General features: G+C 50.4%; 21 protein-coding genes. 15 read left to right on the plus strand and 6 right to left on the minus strand.

The window, feature by feature from the left end; translation table 11 throughout:
• Positions 1-44 precede the first annotated feature (44 nt).
• The 3 genes from proQ to htpX all read left to right on the plus strand — a co-directional run bounded on the left by proQ (position 45) and on the right by htpX (position 3,873).
• Positions 45-731, plus strand: coding sequence for an RNA chaperone ProQ (gene proQ / locus BZK42_RS02150; protein WP_003833781.1), 687 nt, complete (start codon positions 45-47; stop codon positions 729-731).
• 19 nt (positions 732-750) lie between these two features.
• Positions 751-2,799 (plus strand): carboxy terminal-processing peptidase, encoded by a 2,049-nt coding sequence (gene prc / locus BZK42_RS02155; protein ID WP_029139508.1) that lies wholly within the window; start codon positions 751-753, stop codon positions 2,797-2,799.
• Positions 2,800-2,991: 192 nt separating this feature from the next.
• A complete protein-coding gene (htpX, locus tag BZK42_RS02160; protein WP_003034964.1) occupies positions 2,992-3,873 on the plus strand; it encodes a protease HtpX in 882 nt (293 codons plus the stop codon).
• A gap of 284 nt (positions 3,874-4,157) precedes the next feature.
• Here htpX and BZK42_RS02170 read toward each other — a convergent pair whose 3' ends face one another.
• Complete coding sequence (locus BZK42_RS02170) at positions 4,158-6,245, minus strand: TonB-dependent receptor (RefSeq protein WP_080858678.1); 2,088 nt, start codon at positions 6,243-6,245, stop codon at positions 4,158-4,160.
• A gap of 432 nt (positions 6,246-6,677) precedes the next feature.
• Between BZK42_RS02170 and BZK42_RS02175 the strand changes: the two genes are divergently transcribed.
• From BZK42_RS02175 to BZK42_RS02220, 10 genes are all read left to right on the plus strand, one after another.
• A complete protein-coding gene (locus BZK42_RS02175) occupies positions 6,678-8,264 on the plus strand; it encodes an ABC transporter substrate-binding protein (RefSeq protein ID WP_080858679.1) in 1,587 nt (528 codons plus the stop codon).
• Positions 8,264-9,238, plus strand: coding sequence for an ABC transporter permease (locus BZK42_RS02180; RefSeq protein WP_016156289.1), 975 nt, complete (start codon positions 8,264-8,266; stop codon positions 9,236-9,238). The genes BZK42_RS02175 and BZK42_RS02180 overlap by 1 nt, the downstream gene beginning before the upstream one ends.
• Positions 9,228-10,040 (plus strand): ABC transporter permease, encoded by an 813-nt coding sequence (locus BZK42_RS02185; RefSeq protein WP_080858680.1) that lies wholly within the window; start codon positions 9,228-9,230, stop codon positions 10,038-10,040. The genes BZK42_RS02180 and BZK42_RS02185 overlap by 11 nt, the downstream gene beginning before the upstream one ends.
• Positions 10,034-10,828 carry an ATP-binding cassette domain-containing protein gene (locus tag BZK42_RS02190; protein ID WP_080858681.1) on the plus strand — a complete coding sequence of 265 codons (795 nt, stop codon included), beginning with the start codon at positions 10,034-10,036 and terminating at the stop codon, positions 10,826-10,828. Before BZK42_RS02185 ends, BZK42_RS02190 begins: the two co-directional genes overlap by 7 nt.
• Entirely contained in the window at positions 10,812-11,402 is a 591-nt protein-coding gene (locus tag BZK42_RS02195) for an ATP-binding cassette domain-containing protein (protein WP_049041643.1), read from the plus strand. The genes BZK42_RS02190 and BZK42_RS02195 overlap by 17 nt, the downstream gene beginning before the upstream one ends.
• A gap of 85 nt (positions 11,403-11,487) precedes the next feature.
• A complete protein-coding gene (zinT, locus tag BZK42_RS02200; protein ID WP_016152792.1) occupies positions 11,488-12,138 on the plus strand; it encodes a metal-binding protein ZinT in 651 nt (216 codons plus the stop codon).
• A 140-nt stretch (positions 12,139-12,278) separates the two neighbouring features.
• The gene (gene leuE / locus BZK42_RS02205) at positions 12,279-12,917 is read left to right on the plus strand and encodes a leucine efflux protein LeuE (RefSeq protein WP_016152793.1); all 639 of its coding nucleotides are present in this window, start codon (positions 12,279-12,281) and stop codon (positions 12,915-12,917) included.
• A 173-nt stretch (positions 12,918-13,090) separates the two neighbouring features.
• Complete coding sequence (yeaR, locus tag BZK42_RS02210; protein ID WP_005120376.1) at positions 13,091-13,453, plus strand: DUF1971 domain-containing protein YeaR; 363 nt, start codon at positions 13,091-13,093, stop codon at positions 13,451-13,453.
• 3 nt (positions 13,454-13,456) lie between these two features.
• Positions 13,457-13,639 carry a DUF1869 domain-containing protein gene (locus tag BZK42_RS02215; protein WP_003832433.1) on the plus strand — a complete coding sequence of 61 codons (183 nt, stop codon included), beginning with the start codon at positions 13,457-13,459 and terminating at the stop codon, positions 13,637-13,639.
• Positions 13,640-13,854: 215 nt separating this feature from the next.
• Positions 13,855-14,502 (plus strand): hypothetical protein, encoded by a 648-nt coding sequence (locus tag BZK42_RS02220; RefSeq protein ID WP_080858682.1) that lies wholly within the window; start codon positions 13,855-13,857, stop codon positions 14,500-14,502.
• A 49-nt stretch (positions 14,503-14,551) separates the two neighbouring features.
• Here the strand turns inward: BZK42_RS02220 and fdhF are convergent, their stop codons facing one another.
• Complete coding sequence (fdhF, locus tag BZK42_RS02225; protein ID WP_080858683.1) at positions 14,552-16,699, minus strand: formate dehydrogenase subunit alpha; 2,148 nt, start codon at positions 16,697-16,699, stop codon at positions 14,552-14,554.
• A gap of 359 nt (positions 16,700-17,058) precedes the next feature.
• On the opposite strand from fdhF, the gene BZK42_RS02230 reads away from it, so the two are divergent.
• Positions 17,059-17,307, plus strand: a complete 249-nt coding sequence (locus BZK42_RS02230) for a GlsB/YeaQ/YmgE family stress response membrane protein (RefSeq protein ID WP_016152796.1) — start codon at positions 17,059-17,061, stop codon at positions 17,305-17,307.
• Between the two features lie 49 nt (positions 17,308-17,356).
• Here the strand turns inward: BZK42_RS02230 and yoaJ are convergent, their stop codons facing one another.
• Genes yoaJ through BZK42_RS02235 form a run of 3 tightly spaced genes read right to left on the minus strand, consistent with a single transcriptional unit; the run spans position 17,357 to position 18,605 of the window.
• Positions 17,357-17,431: a protein YoaJ gene (gene yoaJ, locus BZK42_RS28145; RefSeq protein WP_101700011.1), complete on the minus strand. Its 75-nt coding sequence runs from the start codon at positions 17,429-17,431 to the stop codon at positions 17,357-17,359.
• A 2-nt stretch (positions 17,432-17,433) separates the two neighbouring features.
• Positions 17,434-17,532 carry a YoaK family small membrane protein gene (locus BZK42_RS28150; protein ID WP_032941789.1) on the minus strand — a complete coding sequence of 33 codons (99 nt, stop codon included), beginning with the start codon at positions 17,530-17,532 and terminating at the stop codon, positions 17,434-17,436.
• Positions 17,533-17,579: 47 nt separating this feature from the next.
• Complete coding sequence (locus BZK42_RS02235) at positions 17,580-18,605, minus strand: sensor domain-containing diguanylate cyclase (protein ID WP_080858684.1); 1,026 nt, start codon at positions 18,603-18,605, stop codon at positions 17,580-17,582.
• A gap of 186 nt (positions 18,606-18,791) precedes the next feature.
• Here BZK42_RS02235 and BZK42_RS02240 point away from each other — a divergent pair, with 186 nt between their 5' ends.
• Positions 18,792-19,040, plus strand: coding sequence for a putative hemolysin (locus BZK42_RS02240; RefSeq protein ID WP_080858685.1), 249 nt, complete (start codon positions 18,792-18,794; stop codon positions 19,038-19,040).
• 7 nt (positions 19,041-19,047) lie between these two features.
• Here the strand turns inward: BZK42_RS02240 and BZK42_RS02245 are convergent, their stop codons facing one another.
• A complete protein-coding gene (locus BZK42_RS02245; RefSeq protein WP_080858686.1) occupies positions 19,048-19,395 on the minus strand; it encodes a DUF488 domain-containing protein in 348 nt (115 codons plus the stop codon).
• Positions 19,396-19,469: the final 74 nt, after the last annotated feature.

The raw sequence follows: 19,469 nt of genomic DNA on the forward strand, positions 1-19,469 counted from the left end.
ATGCCTGCGCTTGTTGGCTACGTCCGTTGTAATCAGGAAATTTCATGGAAAATCAACCTAAGTTGAATAGCAGTAAAGAAGTCATCGCGTTTCTGGCCGAACGCTTCCCGCAGTGTTTTAGTGCGGAAGGCGAAGCGCGCCCACTGAAAATTGGCATTTTTCAGGATCTGGTAGAGCGTGTTGAGGGCGAAATGAACCTCAGCAAGACGCAGCTCCGCTCTGCCTTACGTCTCTATACTTCAAGCTGGCGCTATCTGTATGGCGTTAAATTGGGCGCAACGCGTGTTGATCTCGACGGCAACCCTTGTGGTGAGCTGGATGAGCAGCACGTTGAACATGCTCGCAAACAGCTGGAAGAAGCTAAAGCCCGCGTTCAGGCGCAACGTGCAGAGCAACAGGCGAAAAAACGCGAAGCAGCCGCTGCTGCCGGTGAAAAAGAAGACGCACCGCGTCGCGAGCGTAAGCCGCGTCCTGCACCGCGTCGTAAAGAAGGCGCTGAGCGTAAACCTCGCGCTGAGAAACCAGCAGCAAAAGCACCGCGTGCTCCTCGTGAAGAACAGCATACCCCGGTATCTGATATTTCAGTACTGACGGTAGGGCAGTCTCTGAAGGTGAAAGCAGGTAATAATGCGATGGATGCCACCGTATTAGAAATCACCAAAGATGGCGTCCGTGTACAGCTGAATTCGGGTATGTCTTTGATTGTACGCGCAGAACACCTGGTGTTCTGAAACGGAGGCCAGGCCTGGCATGAACACTTTTTTTAGGCTTACTGCGTTAGCTGGTCTGCTTGCATTAGCAGGCCAGGCACTTGCTGTGGAAGATATCACGCGTGCCGATCAAATCCCCGTTTTAAAGGAAGAAACCCAGCATGCGACGGTAAGTGAACGTGTGACATCGCGTTTTACGCGTTCGCACTATCGCCAGTTCGATCTGGATCAGGCGTTTTCGGCAAAAATTTTTGACCGCTATTTGAATCTGCTCGACTACAGCCACAACGTGCTGTTGGCGAGCGATATCGAACAGTATGCAAAAAAGAAAACGGTCCTTGGCGATGAACTGCGTACCGGCAAGCTGGATGTCTTTTACGATCTCTATAATCTGGCGCAAAAACGCCGATTTGAACGTTATCAGTACGCTTTAAGCGTACTGGCTCGTCCAATGGATTTCACCGGTACCGACACCTTTAACCTCGACCGGAGCAAAGCGCCATGGCCGAAGAGCGAAGCAGAGCTTAACGCGCTGTGGGACGGCAAGGTTAAATTTGACGAACTCAGCCTGAAGCTGACCGGCAAAACCGATGCGGAAATTCGTGAAACGCTGACGCGTCGCTACAAGTTTGCGATTCGCCGTCTGGCGCAGACCAACAGCGAAGATGTGTTCTCTCTGGCGATGACGGCTTTCGCCCGTGAGATCGACCCGCATACTAACTATCTCTCTCCACGCAATACCGAACAGTTCAATACTGAAATGAGCCTGTCTCTGGAAGGTATTGGCGCGGTTTTGCAAATGGATGATGACTACACCGTCATTAACTCCATGGTGGCGGGCGGCCCGGCAGCCAAGAGCAAAGCAATAAGCGTTGGCGACCGTATTGTCGGCGTGGGTCAGACCGGTAAGGGAATGGTCGACGTGATTGGCTGGCGTCTGGATGACGTTGTTGCGCTGATCAAAGGACCCAAAGGCAGCAAAGTTCGCCTTGAAATCCTTCCTGCCGGTAAAGGTACTAAGACGCGTACCGTCACGTTAACGCGTGAACGTATTCGTCTCGAAGACCGCGCCGTGAAAATGTCCGTGAAAACCGTTGGCAAAGAAAAAGTCGGTGTGCTGGATATCCCTGGCTTCTATGTTGGCCTGACGGATGATGTCAAAGTTCAGTTGCAGAAGCTGGAAAAACAGAACGTCAGCAGCATCATTATCGATCTGCGCACTAACGGTGGCGGTGCGCTGACCGAAGCCGTTTCGCTCTCCGGTCTGTTCATTCCTTCCGGCCCGGTGGTTCAGGTTCGTGACAATAACGGTAAAGTGCGTGAAGACAGCGATACCGACGGCGTTGTGTACTACAAAGGCCCGCTGGTAGTGTTAGTCGATCGCTTCAGTGCTTCGGCATCAGAGATTTTTGCTGCGGCAATGCAGGATTATGGTCGTGCGCTGATCGTTGGTGAACCGACTTTCGGGAAAGGCACTGTACAGCAGTATCGCTCTCTGAACCGTATTTATGATCAGATGCTGCGTCCGGAATGGCCGGCGCTGGGTTCTGTTCAGTATACGATCCAGAAATTCTACCGTGTAAACGGTGGCAGTACACAGCGTAAGGGCGTTACGCCGGACATCATCATGCCGACAGGTAATGAAGAAACGGAAACCGGTGAGAAGTTTGAAGATAACGCGCTGCCGTGGGATAGCATTGATGCTGCGACTTACACCAAATCAGAGAATCTGACGCCATTCGGACCTGAATTGTTAAAAGAGCACAATGCACGTATTGCCAACGATCCTGAGTTCCAGTACATCATGAAGGATATTGCGCGTTTCAATGCGATGAAGGATAAACGCAACATCGCTTCTCTCAATTACGCTCAGCGTGAGAAAGAGAATAACGAAGATGACGCAATGCGTCTGGCGCGTATCAACGATCGGTTTAAGCGAGAAGGTAAGCCGCCGCTGAAGAAACTGGACGATTTACCGAAGGATTACCAGGAACCAGATCCCTACCTGGATGAAACGGTAAAAATTGCGCTTGACCTGGCGCATCTTGAAAAAGAAAAGCCAGCGGAACAGCCCGCAACCAGTAAATAACCTCCAACAGGCACAAGAAATTGTGCCTGTTTTTTTAACAAACGCATGAAGACGTCAGTGTGATACGATAAAATGTAAAGTTGTGTCTTTCTGGTGACTTAGCACCTATGGATGCTTGAAAATAGCCATAAGACCCATACGATATGGGTAATCGCATAGTGCGTTTTGTTAAATTGAGGTTAAAAGAAAATTATGATGCGAATCGCGCTCTTCCTGCTGACGAACCTGGCTGTGATGGTCGTTTTCGGGCTGGTATTGAGCCTGACAGGGATTCAGTCAAGCAGCGTTCAAGGCTTGTTGATCATGGCACTGCTGTTTGGTTTTGGTGGTTCCTTCATTTCGCTGCTGATGTCCAAATGGATGGCGTTAAAATCCGTTGGTGGGGAAGTGATCGAACAGCCTCGCAATGAAAGAGAACGCTGGCTGATGAATACGGTAGCGAATCAGGCTCGCCAGGCTGGGATCGCTATGCCGCAGGTTGCAATCTACCATGCGCCAGATATTAACGCGTTTGCTACCGGTGCGCGCCGGGATGCTTCGCTGGTGGCTGTGAGTACAGGCCTGTTGCAAAACATGAGCCCGGACGAAGCCGAAGCCGTTATCGCGCATGAAATCAGCCACATTGCCAATGGCGATATGGTTACCATGACGCTCATTCAGGGTGTGGTGAACACCTTCGTTATCTTTATCTCACGTATTCTGGCGCAAATTGCCGCTGGCTTTATGGGCGGAAACCGCGATGAGGGTGAGGGCAGTAATGGCAATCCATTGATCTACTTTGCAGTGGCGACGGTGCTGGAACTGGTGTTTGGTATTCTGGCGAGCATTATTACCATGTGGTTCTCACGTCATCGTGAATTCCATGCGGATGCCGGTTCAGCAAAACTGGTGGGGCGTGAGAAAATGATCGCCGCGCTGCAGCGTCTGAAAACCAGCTATGAGCCGCAGGAAGCGACCAGCATGATGGCGTTCTGCATCAACGGTAAATCCAAGTCGTTGAGTGAGCTGTTTATGACTCACCCGCCGTTGGATAAACGTATTGAAGCGCTGCGCAGCGGAGAGTATTTGAAGTAAGTTAATGACTGTCACGGGGCACTCGTTGCTCCGTGACTCATAAAATATAATGGCTATTTAAAGCTATCGATTAAAGCCTCACCCAGCATATTCTGTCCCAGTTCAGCTTTACCTCTCATTCCGTCATTTTTATCTGCCGGGGACGAAAATATTCCTTGCCGCTTTATCTCTGGTAAAAACATTGGAGCCCCGCTGGCTGGCAAAAAGAACAGTGCCGGGCATTTGATGAAACCCAGTGGTAGACGGGCTATCATTGACAGCCCGTCTGGTAGGAAAAAACTAAATCAGAACTGGTAGTTTAATGATACCCAATAGTTACGGCCCGGGTTTACATATCCGGTAGTGGATTGCGCAGTCTGATAGTAATCTCCTGCGTAGGTGGTATTACGGCCTACCTGATAAAGTTTAACCTCGCTAAAGTCTTTATCCAGCACGTTATTGACCGCCGTATTCAGCGTCAGATCTTTGGTCAGCTTATAAGACATTCCCATGTCGAGAACGGTCCAGGCTTTTAAATCAGCGCCTTTATCGTCATAGACGGCCTTTTGTACTGCGCTGAGGTTGTTGTAATTTTCGGTAAAGCGTGGGGCTTTACCGCGATAACGTGCGCTCAGCCAGGCATTCATATCTTCCGTTGCCTGCCAGTTCAGGCGAGCGTTAGCCATATGTTTTGGCGTGTAGCTTAACGGCGCGCCTTTATTGTCACCATCTTTTTGCTTGCTCTGGGTGTAGGTGTAGTTGAGGGATAAAGTCAGCACATCCGACCACAGAGGGAAGGTGCTGGCAAATTCAACGCCATCGGTCCTTGCCTTGCCGCTGTTGGTATAGCTGTTGGTATTATCATCGATAGAATACGAGACAATTTTATTTTTGTATTCGGTATAGAAGCCGGTAATGTTGGCGTTCAGTCCGGTGTCGTTCTCGTAATACAGCCCGGTTTCGTAGCTGATACTTTCCTCAGGTTTTAGGTCCGGATTACCGACCGTATTCACGGTTCCTTGCGCGGTTACGCCGCTGATCCCGTTATGTAACTGGCTCAGTGATGGCGCTTTATAACCTGTCGTCACGCCGCCTTTGAGCGTCCATTCGTCGGATACGTCCCAAACCATATACGCGCGTGGGCTGAGATGACCGCCAAAGACATCGTTATGCTCGTAGCGTGTCCCTGCGGTTAAGGCCAACGAGTCGAGAATATGCCATTCATCTTCTACATAGGCTGCCCACGTTTTTTGATGGAACGTTTCGCCGGTATTGGCCAGCACCACACCGTCTTTCATCCGCGCATCCCAATATTCCCCGCCGAGGGTTAAGAGGTGCGAATCACCTAATGGCGTCAGCAGTACTGAGTCCAGAATGACGTTAGTGTTCTTCAGTTCACGTGCGTCACCGGCCCGGCCTGCGTTCTCTGGCGTGAGTGCGGAGGAGACCAGTTGTCGTCCTTTGTTCTCAGTTTCATTCCAGCCGAGGGAGGATTTCCATGTGCCGAACGTTAAGGCGGTATCGTGGCCGAGGGTGACTTTGTTACGCTCATAGCGCAGCGTTTTATCGTAACCCCCCGTCAGGTTACCCAACTGACCGTCATCGTTATCATAGCGCTGTCTGGCGGAGTCGAGATCTAACCATAGCGTATTGCTTTCATTCGTTTTCCAGTCGAGTCGCGTGCCGATGTTATAGTTTTCTGACTCGGTAGGATAAGGTACGCGGGTGGAGGAGGTATCGCTCAGGGAGGTAACGCTGGAACCCTGACGTTGGGTGGTGCTACCCCGAACCTGCATATCCAGTACGCCAGCGATTAACGGGCCGCTTGACCAGAAGTTGGCGACCGTGCTGTTACCCCATTTATTACTCTCTTGCAGGTTAACGCCGGTATTGATGGAGGTGCTCCATTTATCGGTGCTTTTTTTGGTGATGATATTCACCACGCCACCGATTGCGTCGGAGCCGTAAAGCGTCGACATCGGGCCGCGGATCACCTCAATATGATCGATTGCCGCCAGTGGAGGCATAAAGCTGGTATTCATAGCTGAGAAGCCGTTTGGCGTCACATCGCTGCTGCCGTTTTGACGAATACCGTCAATCAGGATCAGGGTATAACTGGCGGGCATGCCACGGATGCTGATCTCCAGGCCACCGGTTTTACCAGTGCTGCTTTCAACATCCACCCCTTCAACAGAACGCAAGGCTTCGCCTAGATCATTATATTTATTGGTTTGTAACTCTTGCTGTGAAATAACGGAGACGCTGGCGGCAGCGTTGGTGATTTTCTTTTCGTAACCGGAAGCGGTTACCACCATAACATCTTCAGCGAAGGCCAGGGGACTGGAAAATCCTAGACAGGACAGAACAACAGAAGCAATAGGTTTTAAGCGCATAGTCAAACTTCCTTTGTTAAAAATTCAAAGGAAGTAAGATAATTGATGGGAATGATAATAAAAATAATTATCATTATATGTTTACATAACTTATCACTTCTGGTGTTTTTCTTGAATAAATATACATAAATTGTCATTAATTTTAGCTAAGTAAATAGCTGAAATGACCAATAATTAGTATTTGTAATCATTAGGTTGTAATTAATTTGCCATTAATTGAATGGCTAACATTTAATCTATTTTCTCTGATTCAGAGGGTACTCAATTAGGAGTATCAGAAAAAAGTATGATAATTTTAGAAAATCGTCATACTTTTCTGCGCCGCGTCATTTTTTTCGTCATTTCAGTCCGCCATAATCCCTTCCCCAGGAGACCGTTTAACGGCAATGAATCGTTGAGCGGCATAAAAATAACGCAAATCTGGATAACATAATGATTAAAGGCAAGCTGGCACTGCTTACGTGCGCATTGACTCTCGCATTAACCTCACCACTTCTCGCCGCGCAAAATGTGAGCGCGGGTCAGACGTTGAAGCTGGCAATTGGACCTGAGCCAACGGAAGGGTTTGACCCGATGCTGGGCTGGAGTCATGGCAGCTATTTGCTTTTGCATGCACCATTATTAAAACAAAACGCAGATATGAGCTGGGGTAACCTACTGACGGAAAAAGTTGAAACCAGCGTTGACGGCAAAACCTGGACGTTGACGTTAAAACCCGACCTTAAATTCTCCGATGGTTCCCCGCTAACCGCTGAAGATGTGGTGTTCACCTATAATAAAGCCGCAAAGAGCGGCGGCAAAATCGACATGGGAAACTTTACTCATGCCAGCCTGAAAGATAACCGCACGGTAGAAATCACGCTGCGCAGCCCGCAGAGCACCTTTGTGAACGTGCTGGGCTCTTTGGGTATTGTTCCCGAAAAACGGTATGACGAAAAAATATTCGCCAAAAATCCGATTGGCGCGGGCCCTTATCGGTTGGTGAGTTTTCAGCCGGGGCAGCAGCTGATCGTGGAGGCGAACCCCTGGTATGCCGGTAAGAAAAATGATTTCAGTAAGCTGGTGTTTGTCTTCCTTGATGAAGATAACGCTTATGCCGCAGCGCGCAGTGGTCAACTGGGACTCGTGCGTATTGCGCCTTCGATGGCGGTCGCCCCTCAACAGCAGAATTTGAAGCTTTGGGTACGCGACAGCGTGGAAAACCGTGGCATTGTGTTTCCGATGGTCCCTGCGGGTAAAAAAGACGCCAATGGTTATCCGGTCGGCAACGATATCACGGCTGATATCGCCATCAGACGCGCCATCAACTACGCCATCGATCGTAAACAACTTGCCGATCAGGTCATGGAAGGTCATGCGATTCCGGCGTATAGCGCGGTTCAGGGCCTGCCATGGCAGGGACAGTCAGTTGCGTTCAAAGATGGCGACAGCGAAAAAGCACGGATGATTCTGGAAGAAGCCGGCTGGAAGGTGGGGAAAGATGGCGTACGTGTGAAAGACGGTAAAGAGGCTCGCCTGACTCTGTGGTACGCCAGCGGTGACAGTACGCGCCGGGATTTAGCCGAGGCCGTACGTGCGATGCTGGAGCCCGTGGGTATTCAGGTCTCGCTGCAATCCGGAAGCTGGGAAACCGTTGAGCGGCATATGCATTCGAATCCGACGCTGTTTGGCTGGGGAAGCCTGGATCCGATGGAGCTTTTCCATCACTACAGCAATCAGGCCGCGGGCGTGGAATACTACAATCCAGGCTATTACAGCAATCCCGTCGTTGAACAACATCTTAAACAGGCCATTGATGCTCCGGACTGGCAAAAAGCGTTGCCTTTCTGGCAACAGGTGGAGTGGGATGGCAAGCAAGGGGCTGGGGTGCAGGGCGATGCCGCCTGGGCATGGCTGCTGAACATTCAGCACACTTATCTGGCAAATCCGTGTATTGACTTAGGCAAAGGCGCGCCGGAGATCCACGGTAGCTGGTCACTGCTCAATAATCTGGATGAATGGACCTGGACCTGCCGTTGATGAAGTCTGTTGTAGGCCATTTTCTACGGCTGATAGTGTTATTAGTGCTGGTTGCGGCTGGCACTTTTATGCTGCTCAGCTTTTCTCCTGTCGATCCGATTCGCGCCTATATTGGCAACGATCTCCTGCACGTGCCGCCGGAACAATATGCGCGTATCGCTGCTCGCTGGGGATTAGACCAGCCGTTATGGGAGCGTTTTGGTCACTGGTTTATACGTGTATTGCAGGGCGATCTCGGCTACTCAATGTTGTTTAATGCACCGGTTGCCAGCGTAATCAAGGAGCGCTTTGCAACTTCGTTTGCCTTGCTTGGCGGCGCGTGGCTGCTCTCCGGCATACTGGGAACGGCAATGGGGTTTGTCGCGGGTCGTTATCTGAATCGCTGGCCGGATAAAGCAATCTGTCGACTCAGCTATCTGCTTTCGTCGTTGCCGACCTTCTGGATTGGCATGCTGCTGCTGGCGTTATTTGCCGTGCGCTGGCCGGTATTTCCGGTCTGCTGCGCGTGGGAGCCGGGCAACAGTGGTGATATGGCCACGCTGGCTGAGCGTCTGCGCCATTTAGTGCTGCCCGTTTGCGCGCTAAGTTTATTGGGACTTGGCCAAATTACACTTCATACGCGGGAAAGTATCGCCAGCGTGATGAAAAGCGATTTTGTCCGTTTTGCGCGTTCTCAGGGAGATAAAGGCTGGTCGCTGTTGCGTCATCAGGTTCTGCGCCACGCTATCACGCCCGCGCTGTGCCTGCAGTTCGCCTCGCTGGGAGAACTGCTGGGCGGCGCACTGCTAGCGGAAAAAGTTTTTGCTTATCCGGGACTGGGACAGGCCACTATTGATGCCGGATTACGCGGCGATCTGCCGTTACTGATGGGAATTGTGTTGTTCAGTACCGTGTTAGTGTTCATTGGCAACTCGCTGTCTACCTGGCTTGTCCATGTGTTGAACCGTGCTCTGGAGCGACCTGATGCTCTATAATCCGACGCCGACGCTGATTCGTCTTCTGCTCTCTTTTAGCTGCCTGCTATGCATTGCGGTGTATGGCGCAGCGACGCTGGATAACCCATTGAGCGTTAATCTGCTTGCCCGTCATTTACCGCCTGATGCGCTGTATTGGTTTGGCACCGATAACCTCGGTCGCGATCTGTGGATTCGTTGCTTTCAGGGCGCGTTAACCAGTCTGCAAATTGGTATTGGCGCGGCGTTGTGCAGCGGCTTCATCGCATTAATGATGGCGGCGGTTTCACGTATACATCCGCGTCTGGATGTACTAATGCGTCTGATTACCGATGCCATGCTGTCAATGCCGCATTTGCTGTTGCTCATATTGATCTGTTTCACGCTGGGCGGCGGAAAAAATGGGGTGATTATGGCGGTTGCGTTGACCCACTGGCCGCGGCTGGCGCTAATCCTGCGTGCCGAAGCGCAGCGCGTGGCCCACAGTGACTATCTGACGTTAACCTGGCGTCTGGGACACGGACATTTTTACTGCTGGCGGCATCACTATTTCCCGGCATTGTTACCCCAGTGGTTAACGGGAACCTTGCTGATGTTTCCCCACGCGGTGTTGCACAGCGCGGCGTTGAGCTTCCTCGGTTTTGGGCTGGCGCCGCATGAACCATCGCTGGGCCTGTTGCTGGCTGATGCGCTGAGGTTTATCAGTCATGGCGACTGGTGGTTAGTGCTGTTTCCCGGGCTGATGCTATTCAGTCTGGTTATGTTATTCGATCAGCTCGCAAGGGCAGTGCATCGTTTATGGTTACGAGGTGACGCATGTTGAGTTTAAGACAGGTCTCGCTGGACGTGGCGCGTTATCGCTGGTATGGCGCGAGAAACTGGTCTTCGCTGTTGCAGGATATCTCTTTCGACGTAGCGCCAGGTCAGATGGTGGCGTTAGTTGGGGGAAGTGGGGAAGGTAAAAGCCTGTTGCTGCAATGTCTGCTTGATCTCTTACCGGACAATTTGCGTTTCAACGGCTCCATCACCCTGGAGGGGAAAACGCTGGACAGTGATGATATTCGCAAATGTCGTGGTAATGCTTTCAGCTATGTCCCGCAAGGTATTCAGGCGCTTAACCCGCTGCTCTCGATTGAAAAGCATCTGCGCAGGGCAAGTCAGCTCTCCGGCCAGGCCTGGAATGCCGGAAAAATTGAACGATTGCTCCAGCGCAGCCAACTGGAAAGTCGCGTATTAGATGCCTTCCCGCGCCAGCTTTCAGGGGGGATGGCGAAACGTGTTCTGGCCTGTCACGCGTCGCTGAGCCAGGCTCGCTATATTCTGGCGGATGAAATTACCGCCTGGCTTGATGCACCGCTGGCTAATCAACTGCTTGAACAGCTACGTGAGCAATGTGAGCAAGGGGCTGGCGTTTTATGGGTAACGCACGACCTTACGCTGGCCGCTCGCCACGCGGACCGCATTGTCGCGCTGCATCAGGGAAGGGTGTCGGATAACGTCAGCCGGGAACAGCTGTTACGCGGAGAGATAAGCGAGCATCTGCAACGCCAATGGCGGGCGCTGCCTGAAAGAAATCAACTTTTTGGAGAGCGCGATGCTGTGCTGTCGTGAAGTGACGATTTGTCAGGGAGGAAAGGTGCTATGGCAAAATCTGAACTTCTCTCTGCGCCCCGGAGAACGCATTGGGGTTTGTGCACCCAGCGGAACCGGCAAAACAACGCTGGGACGCGTACTGGCGGGCTGGCAAAAACCGACCTCGGGTGACATTCTGGTTGATGACCAACCGCTGCCAATGCACCAGTATTGCCCGGTGCAACTGGTGCCACAGCATCCGGAATTAACCTTTAACCCGCGGCGTAGCACCGGCGATGCGGTTTATGATGCCTGGCGACCTGATGCTGAACTGCTTACCCGTCTTCACATCAACCCTGAGTGGTTAACCCGCCGTCCCGGACAGCTTTCTGGCGGTGAACTGGCGCGAATTGCTTTACTTCGCGCGCTGGATCCGCGGACACGTTTTCTTATTGCCGATGAAATTACCGCCCAGCTCGATCCTTCCATTCAAAAAGATATCTGGGTATTGCTGCTTGAAGAGTGCCAGCGTCGGCCATTAGGTATGCTCATTATCAGCCATCAGCAGGCTCTGCTTGAGCAGATTTGCTCCAGAAAACTCATTGAAGCGTGAGGCAATAACGTGCAGTAATGTCTATTGATTAAATTGTTACGTTATATTATAACAATTCACTCGCAAACGATTTGAGGGTGAAATTTTGGCTATTCGTTTTAACAAACTGACAATCGCTCTGGGGATGCTTTTAGTCAGTGGGCAGGTTTTGGCGCATGGTCATCATTCCCATGGTGCGCCGATGAGTGAAGCAGAACAAAAGGCGTCGGAAGGGGTATTTGATGATAACCAGGTGCAGAACCGAGCGCTGTCCGACTGGGATGGCATGTGGCAATCTGTCTATCCGTATCTGGTCAGTGGCGAACTTGATCCGGTTTTCAAAAAGAAAGCGGAGAAAGATAAAAGCAAAACGGCAGAACAAATTAAAGCTTATTACCGTACAGGCTATGCAACCAATGTAGACACCATCGGCATCGAAGATGGCGTGATGGAATTTCACACCGGTAATCAGGTCGCATCGTGCAAATACGATTATGCCGGGTATAAAATCTTGCACTATAAATCAGGCAAGAAAGGTGTACGGTATCTGTTTGAGTGTAAAGCCGCTGACAGCAAAGCGCCTAAATACGTGCAATTCAGCGATCATATTATCGCGCCGCGTAAATCGAGCCACTTCCATATCTTTATGGGAAATACCTCGCAGGCTGCCTTGCTTGAGGAGATGGAAAACTGGCCTACCTACTACCCTTATCAGCTGAAGGGCGAAGAAGTAGTGGATGAGATGCTGCACCATTAATCTGGGCTAACCTTATCTGTACACACCCGCCACCAGTGGCGGGTTTTTTTAATTAATAACCTGCTCTTTCCATCACCTGTCGCATTCGTTAGCATATTGTATCGCAGCAAGTGCATGTGTTTTTTCAGGAAGAGGTTAACGTGTTCGCAGAGTATGGAGTTCTGAATTACTGGACGTATCTGGTGGGGGCTATTTTTATCGTGCTGGTACCGGGGCCAAATACGATATTTGTGCTGAAAAACAGCGTCGGTAGGGGAGTAAAGGGGGGGTATCTCGCCGCCAGCGGTGTGTTTATTGGTGATGCCGTGTTGATGTTTTTGGCCTATGCCGGTGTTGCTGCATTGATTAAAACAACGCCCGTTTTGTTCAATATCGTTCGTTATCTTGGCGCTTTCTATTTACTGTATCTTGGCGCGAAGATCCTGTATGCAACACTGAAATCGAAAGCAAGCGACGCCGCGCCTGAGGAAGTCCCGTTTGGCGCTATTTTTAAGCGCGCATTAATCCTGAGCCTGACCAATCCCAAAGCTATTCTGTTTTATGTGTCGTTTTTCGTGCAGTTTATTGATGTCAATGCGCCGCATTCAGGGCTGTCATTCTTTATTCTGGCTATTACGCTTGAGATAGTGAGCTTTTTCTATTTGAGCTTCCTTATTTTCTCCGGCGCGTTTGTGACGCAATATATCCGTACGAAGAAGAAACTGGCCAAAGTGGGTAATTCCCTTATCGGCCTGATTTTCGTTGGTTTTGCCGCCCGTCTGGCCACGCTTCAATCGTGATGCCATCGGCCCGCTGAGTGCGGCGGGCCTTTAATATTGCGCTCTGCTTTTCATTTATAATCGTAGGGTTATAACCAATAAATGGTATTTTAAATGTATATTTTGAAGCGTACCCTGTGTACAGCAGCGGTTCATTATGACTCGCTGGTTGTCGACTGGAAAAGGGAAGAAAAATGCTTCAAATTCCACAGAATCATATCCATACACGCTCTACGCCATTCTGGAACAAAGAAACGGCGCCTGCCGGAATTTTCGAACGCCACCTTGATAAAGGGACCCGTGCCGGGGTTTATCCTCGACTTTCGGTTATGCAGGGGGCGGTCAAATATCTCGGATACGCAGACGAACACAGTCCGGAGCCAGTAGAGGTGATGATTATTGAAGCCGGTCAGTTTGGCGTTTTTCCACCGGAAAAATGGCATAACATCGAAGTGATGACCGACGACACTTACTTTAATATCGATTTTTTCGTCGCCCCGGAAGTTCTGATGGAGAGTGCAAATCAACGAAAAGTCGTGCGCACCGGCAAGGAGTAAATTATGGGTAAAGCAACCTATACCGTAACCGTGACCAATAACAGCAACGGTGTTTCTGTTGATTATGAAACAGAGGCGCCAATGACATTACTGGTGCCGGATGTGGCAGCAGAAGTGGTCAAAGATCTGGTCAATACCGTGCGTTCGTACGATACCGAAAATGAGCACGAAGTCTGCGGGTGGTAGGTATTAGTCACTGTTACTGATTGAATATATTAGTTTTTAATCTAAAAACCGCACTGCGCTTTGACGGCGCAGTGCGGTTTTTTTCTGGGCGAAACAGGGAAATATCCAGAAAGGATTCCTTAAGAATACATTAAGAGATTCGCATTGATTGCTAATAGTTGATCATTCACAGGAGTTATGATCGCGAAACAGATATAAAACAGAACATCGCGCTTATGAAACTCAATACCCGACTTACATTACCCACAATAATTCTCGGATTAACCATCGTGGCGATCCCGTTCGCCGCGAACTGGCATCTCCCGCTACTCAACGGTACTGTCGTCAGCTGGATTGAAAATGGCCAGGCGCTATGGCTGCTGTTTGGTGCCATATTTACACTCAGCTACATCAGGCCCTTATCACGTCCCGAAGGCGAGAAGCAATTTTGGCTTTGGGCGGCAGCGTGGTGGCTGGTATTACTGGGCCGAAGCACAAGTTGGGGCCGCGATTATTTTCCTGAGCATCCTAAACTCCTGTTCCGGGCTATCTCAGTGGTATTGATTGCCATGATTATTCTGCCAGTGCTGATTTCGAAGCGCTTACGCCAGGATATTGCCCGTCGCTTTCGCAATGAACCGCTACCTCTGTGGCTGTTAGCGATCACCACCTGTGCATTTTTGATCTCCGATACGGTAGAGCATCATCGTCTGCTGGCTCCCATCTTTCTGCACAATGCTCAGTATGGCGATCTGATTGAAGAACTGTACGAACTACCGTTTATGGCGGGATTGTTTCTGATGAATCTCGGCTTTATGCGGCGGGATAAGCAGGAGGAAGCTGCATCCATCCGCTTCAGTGAACCACAGCTGGCGAAGTCATGAGATAAGGCCTGAGTCTGGAAAGCCAGACTCAGGCGATGATGGCGGTGACTTACGCAATAGCCTCACACAGACGTGACTTCATATCGCTATACGTTTGTGCGGCATATTTTTCTGCCCAACCCTGATCGGTAATGTGCTCAATATTTACGGCGCAATATTTGGTTTCCGGCGTTTTCGAAATAGGATCGAGATTGTCCTGGGTTAACTCGTTACACGCGCCAATCCACCATTGATAGGTCATATAGACCGTTCCGGCATTGATGCGCTCGGAGACATCCGCACGGCTGATGACCTTACCGCGGCGCGAGCTGACCCATACCAGATCGCGATGACGAATACCCAATTTTTCAGCATCATGGGTATTGATTTGCACATACCCAGGCTCGTCTGCCAGTGCTTGCAACGCTGCGCAGTTGCCGGTCATCGAACGGCAGGAGTAGTGCCCAACTTCACGCACGGTACACAGAACCAGCGGATATTGTTCATCAGGAACTTCTGCTGGCGCTCGCCACGGTGCGGCAAACAGTTTGCCTTTGCCATTGGCGGTATCAAACTGGCTGTGCGCGTAAAGGTAGGGCGTACCAGGACTATCGAGATCGGGACATGGCCACTGAACATGACCCATCTCACCCATTTTCTCATAGGTCACGCCGTAGAACAGTGGACACAGCTCGCGCATCTCATCCCAGATTTGCTGGTTATTTTGATACTGCATTGGATAGCCCATTTCGCTGGCCAGCAGGCTGATAATCTCCCAGTCACGCTTTACATCACCAGTGGGTTCAATCGCTTTCTCAAAACGCTGGAAACCGCGATCGGCGCAGGTAAAGACGCCACCGTGTTCGCCCCATGAGGTGGCTGGCAAGAGGACATCGGCCATTTCCGCCGTCTTGGTCATGAAGATATCCTGCACGACGATAAAATCGAGCGCGTTAAATCCTTCGCGGACCAGACCCAAATCGGCCTCGGTTTGCAGCGGATCTTCTCCCATGATGTAGTAGGCTTTGATTTTGCCTTCGATAGCCAGATGCGGAACTTCGGTGATGCGGGTCCCAACCTTGTCATCCATCTGATTAACGTCAATGCCCCATGCGGCGGCAAATTTCTCCCTGACGGCGAAATCGGTTACGTCCTGATACCCTGGAAACTGGTTAGGCAGCACCCCCATATCGCACGCGCCCTGCACGTTATTTTGCCCGCGCACCGGGCCAACACCGACGTTAGGGCGTCCCAGATTTCCGGTCAGCAAGGCCAGGCTCGACAAACCACGAACCACGTCAACGGCCTGACCAAACTGGGTGACGCCCATCCCCCACATCACGGTGGCCGATGGCGCCGCAGCAAATGTACGCATCGCCTGACGAACCTGCTGTGCGGGAACACCGGTTAAATGTTCAACGTCTTCAGGCGCATACTCCTTAACGGTTTCCCAGTATGTTTCCAGTCCTTCCGCATGCTTTTGTACATACTCGCGATCGTAGAGTTGCTCCTCGATGAGAGCATGGCCAAACGCGTTGACCAGCGCCATATTGCAACCGTTTTTCAACTGCAAATGTTGGTCAGCGATACGGGCAGTTTCAATACGGCGTGGGTCGCAGACAATGATTTTTGCGCCGTTCTGGCGAGCTTTAATTACCCGGCGGGCCACAATTGGGTGTGAATCGGCACAGTTATAACCAAAGATCAGCAGGCATTTTGAGTTTTCAATGTCGCTGATGGAATTGCTCATGGCGCCATTGCCTAACGTTTCCTGTAACCCGGCCACGGAAGGGCCGTGACAGACGCGGGCACAGCAATCGACATTGTTGGTATGGAGCACGCCACGTGCGAATTTTTGCATCACGTAGTTGGTCTCATTCCCTGTTCCACGGGAAGATCCGGTGGTCATGATGGCACGAGGGCCATAGGTATTTTTGATTTCAGTTAAGCGTTTTGCGGTGTAACGAATGGCTTCATCCCAGCTAACGGGAGTGAATTTTCCACCTTTTTCATAACGGATCATCGGGCGGGTCAGACGGGGAGTCAGAAGGCGAGTGTCGTTAAGAAAGTCCCAACCATAATAGCCTTTCAGGCATAACTGATTCTGGTTCGTTACACCCTCTGCGGCCTCAGCGCGGATGATTTTGTTATTCTCAACAACAAGCTTGAGCTTGCACCCGGCCCCACAGTATGGGCATACACTGGTGATTTTTTTCATCAATAACAGACCTGTTAAATGCTGAAATAGCGCGAATTGTAGACGCAGTCACGCGATACGCATCGCGGACTACGATGTGTCGTAGTGACGGGCTGTTTAAGCATAAAGTGTGCCAGAAGTGAAAACCCAGCAATAGCAGGGGCTGACGGCCAAAGCGTTAAGCAGAATGACTGACGATTCGACATTAATGACGAGGTGCGACAAAATTGGTCTGCCAGTCAGCGGTGTAACCTTATGAAACATCGGAAAAAGATGAAAAACAGAAGTGATAGCGATCACAAATTTTAATTTTTCAGCGCTATGCTATGCTTTTATACGACGAGTGAATCGTTAATTTAAAAACATAAGTGAGGGAAATTATGGGCATTATTTCATGGGTGGTTTTCGGTCTTATTGCTGGGATTTTGGCAAAATGGATTATGCCGGGTAAAGATGGCGGCGGATTCTTTATGACCATTATCTTAGGGGTTGTCGGTGCGGTAGTGGGTGGCTGGATCAGCACCTTCTTTGGTTTTGGTAAAGTCGATGGTTTCAACTTCGGCAGTTTCGCCGTGGCGGTGATCGGTGCGATTGTGGTGTTGTTTATCTACAGAAAAATCAAAAGCTAAGTAAACATACAGACAATAGAGGCCACTAATATGTGGCCTTTTTCTTAGGTCACCACCAGCCGAATTCTGTTCCCAGAACGACGATGATAGCCACGCCAATCATAATAAGCGTTGTTTTTTTCATCGTTATGCTCCCGGCGCAGCGTAGCCGCCAATAAAAAACCAGGATAAGAAAACGACAGCGGAAATGAAAATGATGACGGGGAAAATAATACCGAGTCGCATACGATTATCTGCCAGAGTTATTTAAAGACGGGTTAGCATAGCAGGGCTTAATGTACGACAAAAGTGGTTTTATCCTGACGCTTTTTATCCTTGTACATTGCGCTGTCTGCGAGGTGAAGCGCGCAGTTTACATCAGTCTCCAACGGATTAATTTCCACGATGCCAAGACTGGCGCCAGGATAAAATAGATGAATGTCACCCAGGTGGTAGTCACCGCAAATTTGCTGTTGTAGCTGATTTTTCACCTGCTGCAGGCGGTCCCGCGGATCCCTGTCATCTTCCGGTGACAGGCTCACGACTAAAAATTCGTCACCACCCAGTCGCCCAAGGATATCATTATCACCGCATTCGCGAAGCAGACGCTGACCAATCTGGATCAGAAACTGGTCGCCAACCTCGTGGCCAAAGCGGTCATTGATCAATTTGAAATCATCCAAATCAATATAGGCAAAAATAATCTTCTGCCTGAGATGTCGGGCAAGGGAAAAAAGAGTCTCAACATTCTCAAAAATGGCGCGCCGATTCGGTAATCCGGTCAGAGCATCGGTGTAAGAGTGCGCAATCAGCGCGGCATTCGCTTCGCGTAACTGAGCAACCAGCGACTCTTTTTGAATTGACTGGGCGATCAGGCCTGCAAACAGATGTAACACCTGTTCGCCACGTTGGCTTAATGCGTGCTGGTGGCGACTGGTGGCGCAGAGCGTACCGTAAAACGTTCCGTCGGGAAGATGAACCGGCGTGCTCAGGAAAGTGGTTATCTCCAGCGCGCGGGCGGCGGTACACTCCGGCCAGCGAGCGGGGACGTTGTCGCTGTACAGACAGTTTTCGTCTATGGCGCGTTTGCATAGCGTCTCATCCCAGGGTACGGACAGCCCTTCAGGGATCTGCATCTGCTTGCTATTGCGCGCATACAAAATATGCTGCAGGCGGGCATCTAAATCGACCTTAGTTAAATAGGTGGATTCCATCTCAGTCACCACTTCCAGCATCTCCAGAAGTTGCCGAACCAGGCTCTCAACTGACTGCTCCGTGGCTAAGGATTGTGAGACTCTGGCAAGGATCATGTCCGACATGAGGTGTAAATGCTCCTGAGTAATGACTGGGCTGACGTGGCCCGCATGATAGAACATCAAGATGAAAGATGAAACACGCCATCCCGCTCAAAACTTAAACATTAAATTGAAAGCTGACAGTAAAACATGGAGATAGATGGAAAGTCGGGGTAACCTGCCGGGATAAGGTTTTTAACAGGAGTCGATATGAAACTGGCGTCTATTATTTTGCCCGGCTTGTTGGTGTTAGCGGGATGTACCACTCAGCCCGAAGCCCCCAAACCGCCGAAGATTGGTCTGGCGAATCCGGCTTCGGTATATTGCGAACAAAAGGGCGGCTCGCTGATTGCGGTGCAGACCCCGCAAGGCGTAAGGTCGGACTGCAAATTACCGGGCGGGGAAGTGATTGATGAATGGGCGCTCTGGCGCAGAGCGCATCCGACAACGGGCAAATGAAATCCGGTTAGCATTGACGTATCCATTCAGCCAGCACCAGCGCGTGGTTTTGCTGGGTGTTTTTCGCCGCATACAGTAGCGTTAAAATTTGCTGTCGGGCAATCTCTGCGAGACGCTTTCCTTCCTGCTGCTGTAGGGCGAGTTCAGCGCGATATTGCTCGGAAAAGTGTGTGAAATCAATCAATTCTGCGTGGAACGCCTTGCGTAAATCAGATGACGGCGTAAGCGCTTTATTCCATTCGTTAAAAATAAGGTCGGTCTTTTTTACCCCGCGAGGCCACAGCCTGTCGACCAGTACGCGATAACCATCATTTTTTTCTGCTGGGTCATACACGCGTTTACATTGAATTTTCATCTTTTCATCCGCTCCATTAATCCACTGCTTTGATATATTTCGACACCTTTATTACGGTTAAATAAGATCGTAAA

This window comes from Citrobacter braakii (assembly GCF_002075345.1).
Classification (GTDB): Bacteria; Pseudomonadota; Gammaproteobacteria; order Enterobacterales; family Enterobacteriaceae; genus Citrobacter; species Citrobacter braakii.

Coding starts and splice junctions, on each gene's coding strand:
- BZK42_RS28150 (WP_032941789.1), bottom strand. CDS start 17,532: ATGCGACTCGGTATTATTTTCCCCGTCATCATTTTCATTTCCGCTGTC.
- BZK42_RS02230 (WP_016152796.1), top strand. CDS start 17,059: ATGGGCATTATTTCATGGGTGGTTTTCGGTCTTATTGCTGGGATTTTG.
- BZK42_RS02180 (WP_016156289.1), top strand. CDS start 8,264: ATGAAGTCTGTTGTAGGCCATTTTCTACGGCTGATAGTGTTATTAGTG.
- BZK42_RS02215 (WP_003832433.1), top strand. CDS start 13,457: ATGGGTAAAGCAACCTATACCGTAACCGTGACCAATAACAGCAACGGT.
- BZK42_RS02195 (WP_049041643.1), top strand. CDS start 10,812: ATGCTGTGCTGTCGTGAAGTGACGATTTGTCAGGGAGGAAAGGTGCTA.
- BZK42_RS02170 (WP_080858678.1), bottom strand. CDS start 6,245: ATGCGCTTAAAACCTATTGCTTCTGTTGTTCTGTCCTGTCTAGGATTT.
- htpX (WP_003034964.1), top strand. CDS start 2,992: ATGATGCGAATCGCGCTCTTCCTGCTGACGAACCTGGCTGTGATGGTC.
- BZK42_RS02240 (WP_080858685.1), top strand. CDS start 18,792: ATGAAACTGGCGTCTATTATTTTGCCCGGCTTGTTGGTGTTAGCGGGA.
- BZK42_RS02190 (WP_080858681.1), top strand. CDS start 10,034: ATGTTGAGTTTAAGACAGGTCTCGCTGGACGTGGCGCGTTATCGCTGG.
- fdhF (WP_080858683.1), bottom strand. CDS start 16,699: ATGAAAAAAATCACCAGTGTATGCCCATACTGTGGGGCCGGGTGCAAG.
- BZK42_RS02175 (WP_080858679.1), top strand. CDS start 6,678: ATGATTAAAGGCAAGCTGGCACTGCTTACGTGCGCATTGACTCTCGCA.
- BZK42_RS02220 (WP_080858682.1), top strand. CDS start 13,855: ATGAAACTCAATACCCGACTTACATTACCCACAATAATTCTCGGATTA.
- yeaR (WP_005120376.1), top strand. CDS start 13,091: ATGCTTCAAATTCCACAGAATCATATCCATACACGCTCTACGCCATTC.
- BZK42_RS02245 (WP_080858686.1), bottom strand. CDS start 19,395: ATGAAAATTCAATGTAAACGCGTGTATGACCCAGCAGAAAAAAATGAT.
- BZK42_RS02235 (WP_080858684.1), bottom strand. CDS start 18,605: ATGTCGGACATGATCCTTGCCAGAGTCTCACAATCCTTAGCCACGGAG.
- proQ (WP_003833781.1), top strand. CDS start 45: ATGGAAAATCAACCTAAGTTGAATAGCAGTAAAGAAGTCATCGCGTTT.
- BZK42_RS02185 (WP_080858680.1), top strand. CDS start 9,228: ATGCTCTATAATCCGACGCCGACGCTGATTCGTCTTCTGCTCTCTTTT.
- prc (WP_029139508.1), top strand. CDS start 751: ATGAACACTTTTTTTAGGCTTACTGCGTTAGCTGGTCTGCTTGCATTA.